A 3,424-nucleotide genomic window follows, 5' to 3' on the forward strand; every position below is an offset into this window, starting at 1 on the left:
AGGCGGTGGCTTTAGCCCCGCGGTTGTTGTTCGGTGCTCATGGCCTAAAGGCCATGCTACAAATTCCCCTCCTGTAGGTGGGGGATTTATCCCCTACAACGCTGGCAACATTATTCATGGCCTAAAAGGCCATGCTAGGGATTAGATTTTTCGCCAAATGGTGCCGTTGGCGCTGTCTTCTAACACCACCCCCATCGCCGTCAGCGCATCACGAGCAGTATCGGCCGCTGCCCAATCTTTTTCGGTTCTGGCATCGTTACGGGCTTTAATTAATCCTTCGATTACCGAAACCTCATCGCCTTGAGCGGCGCCACCTTGCAAATAGGCCACAGGATCCATTTGTAAAAATCCTAAGATGTCTCCTAATTTCAACAAAATACCGGCTAGATCTGATTTTTCTTGGCCCTTGCTTTTGTTGATATCTTTGACCAAGTCAAACATCACAGCGAAGGCTTCTGGTGTATTGAAATCATCATCCATGGCCGCTTCAAAACGCTGTAAATAAGTACCTTTTTGCATATCCACGTCATGGTTAGGCTGACTATCACGCAAAGCAGTATATAGACGTTCCAACGCCGATTTAGCTTGCTTGATGTTGTCCTCAGAATAACTTAGCTGACTGCGATAATGGGCAGACATCAAGAAATAACGCAGGGTTTCAGCATCATAATCTTTTAAAACATCTCGCAAGGTGAAAAAGTTGCCTAGGGATTTAGACATTTTTTCTGAATCCACCTGTACCATTCCTGTATGCATCCAGTAATTCACATAAGGAGTGTCAAATGCACAGCAAGATTGTGCCACTTCATTTTCATGGTGAGGGAAGATCAAATCAGAACCACCACCGTGAATATCAAAGTGCGTGCCTAAATGTTTGCTATTCATGGCCGAACATTCAATGTGCCAACCAGGACGACCTTGCCCCCAAGGAGAATCCCAATAAGGTTCACCGGGTTTAACTGTTTTCCACAATACGAAGTCTAGAGGGTCAGTTTTATCAGCTGACACCTCTACTCGCTCACCGGCATTAAGCTGATCTAAATCTTGTCGACTCAATTTGCCATATTGCTCGTAGGTACTCACATCAAACAACACATCACCACTAGGCGCTTGATATGCATGTCCTTTAGCAATTAATCGTTCAATTACATCGATAATTTCAGGAATATGAGTGGTAACACGCGGCTCGACATCAGGCTCTAGCAAATTAATTGCAGCAAAATCTTCATGCATCAAAGCAATGGTGCGCTGAGTTAACTGCTCAGGGGTTTCGCCGTTTTGATTGGCTCTTTGGATAATTTTGTCATCCACATCTGTAATGTTTCGAACATAATTCACCTCGTAGCCTTTGTGGCGCAGGTAGCGCACCATTAGATCGAAACTCAGATAAGTACGAGCATGTCCCATATGGCAAACGTCATAAACCGTAATCCCACAGACATACAAACCCACTTTGCCAGCCACTAATGGCTTAAAAGTCTCTTTTTGTCGAGTGAGGGTATTGTATATTTGTTGCATTATATTGGTTCCATTGGTTATCTTAATAAATAATTGCGCGATTCTAGCACCGTCTCATGTCGACATAAACCAGCGTGTTAGCAAAAATTAACACAAATTATTATTCCAAAGTGACAGCAACAGCTGAAATATTTTTATGATTGCGATACACTACTTAGCTGAACAAATTTAAATTCACTACTTTATCCACAGGAACCCTTGATGGTAAAACTACATACAAACTATGGCGTAATCGTACTTAACCTTTTTGAAGATAAAGCACCGAAGACGGTTGAGAACTTTTTAAGCTATGTAAAAGATGGATTTTACGACAACACAATATTTCATCGCGTCATAGATGGATTTATGATCCAAGGCGGTGGATTTGAGCCAGGAATGGACCAAAAAGATCCAAACGAGCCTATACAAAATGAAGCGAATAACGGTGTAGCAAATAACACTGGTACTATTGCTATGGCTCGCACCAATGATCCACATTCAGCGACTGCGCAATTCTTCATAAACCTTAAAGACAATAGCTTCCTAAACTTTCGCAGTGAATCAATGGAAGGTTGGGGATACTGTGCATTTGGTGAAGTAGTTGAAGGCATGGATATCGTGAACAAAATTAAAGGGGTTAAAACATCCCGTCACGGAATGCATGATGACGTACCTGTTGAAGACGTCGTTATTCAAAAAGCTGAGATAACCGATTAATAACATTAAAAAGGCTGATTTTAATCAGCCTTTTTTGTTTTCCTTATGAAACCATATACTTACTTTATTTCAGACTTGCATTTAAGTGCTCAGCGTCCTGACATTACCGCGTGTTTGGCGTCTTTTTTGAGTGACCAAGCCTTAGGGGCTGATGCTTTATATGTCCTTGGGGATTTGTTCGAATATTGGATTGGCGACGACGATCGCAATGAATTTAGCGAACATGTAGCAAGCTTATTTAAGCAGTTTTCACAAACCGGCGTACCCATCTATTTTATACACGGAAACCGTGATTTCTTAATTCGAGAGAAGTTTGCGCGCAGAGCAGGCATGACAATTTTAAACCAACAACATGTCATCGATCTGTATGGAACCCCGACTCTGTTGATGCATGGTGACGAACTCTGTACGTTAGATCTCGCCTACCAAAAATTTCGGAAAAAGGCCCGTGGTTGGTGGTGGCCAAGAATGATTTTAAGCTTGCCGTTATGGGTTCGCAGAAAAATTGCCGAAAAAGGACGAAAAACCAGCCAACAAAATCAGCAAAAACTTAGCATGGAAATTATGGATGTGACTTCCGCAGAGGTGGTTAATTATATGCAGGAATATAATGTCCAGCAATTGATCCACGGTCATACCCATCGTCCTGCCATTCATCAATTGGAAGTCAATAGTAAGCCAGCTCTTCGAATTGTGTTAGGTGATTGGTACGATCAAGGTAGTATGCTAAAAATCACTCCTAAATCCATTGATTTGATCAGCGCACATTTAACAACTCCACCGTAGGTGGCGGATTTATCCCCTACAACGCTGGCATCGGCATTCATGGCCTGAAGGCCATGCTACAAATTCCCTTCCTGTAGCTGGGGGATTTATCCCCTACAACACTGGCGGCATCATTTATGGCCTGAAGGCCATGCTACAAATTCCCCTCCTGTAGGTGGGGGATTTATCCCCTACAACGCTGGCATCGGCATTTATGGCCTGAAGGCCATGCTACAAATTCCCCTCCTGTAGGTGGGGGATTTATCCCCTACAACGCTGGCAACACCATTTATGGCCTAAAGGCCATGCTACAAATTCCCCTCCTGTAGGTGGGGGATTTATCCCCTACAACACTCGCAACATCATCCATGGCCTAAAGGCCATGCTACAAATTCCCCTCCTGTAGGTGGGGGATTTATCCCCTACAACACTCGCAACATCATCC

At 43.4% G+C, this 3,424-nt stretch carries 3 protein-coding genes; 2 read left to right on the forward strand and 1 reads right to left on the reverse strand.

Annotated elements, in window-relative coordinates; genetic code table 11:
- Nucleotides 1-141: 141 nt before the first annotated feature.
- The gene (cysS, locus tag Q4567_RS22080; RefSeq protein WP_216047038.1) at nt 142-1,518 is read right to left on the reverse strand and encodes a cysteine--tRNA ligase; all 1,377 of its coding nucleotides are present in this window, start codon (nt 1,516-1,518) and stop codon (nt 142-144) included.
- Between the two features lie 201 nt (nt 1,519-1,719).
- On the opposite strand from cysS, the gene Q4567_RS22085 reads away from it, so the two are divergent.
- Together Q4567_RS22085 and lpxH are read left to right on the forward strand one after the other, a co-directional pair.
- On the forward strand, nt 1,720-2,214 hold the full coding sequence (locus Q4567_RS22085; protein WP_216047039.1) for a peptidylprolyl isomerase: 495 nt from the start codon (nt 1,720-1,722) through the stop codon (nt 2,212-2,214).
- 45 nt (nt 2,215-2,259) lie between these two features.
- A complete protein-coding gene (lpxH, locus tag Q4567_RS22090; RefSeq protein WP_216047040.1) occupies nt 2,260-3,000 on the forward strand; it encodes a UDP-2,3-diacylglucosamine diphosphatase in 741 nt (246 codons plus the stop codon).
- Nucleotides 3,001-3,424 lie beyond the last annotated feature (424 nt).

Origin of the sequence: Aliiglaciecola sp. 2_MG-2023 (genome assembly GCF_030548145.1) — a bacterium.
GTDB lineage: Bacteria > Pseudomonadota > Gammaproteobacteria > Enterobacterales > Alteromonadaceae > Aliiglaciecola > Aliiglaciecola lipolytica_A.

What these genes read in the sequence shown, in the direction of transcription:
- Q4567_RS22085 (WP_216047039.1), top strand. Translation starts at nt 1,720, where the DNA reads ATGGTAAAACTACATACAAACTATGGCGTAATCGTACTTAACCTTTTT.
- cysS (WP_216047038.1), bottom strand. Translation starts at nt 1,518, where the DNA reads ATGCAACAAATATACAATACCCTCACTCGACAAAAAGAGACTTTTAAG.
- lpxH (WP_216047040.1), top strand. Translation starts at nt 2,260, where the DNA reads ATGAAACCATATACTTACTTTATTTCAGACTTGCATTTAAGTGCTCAG.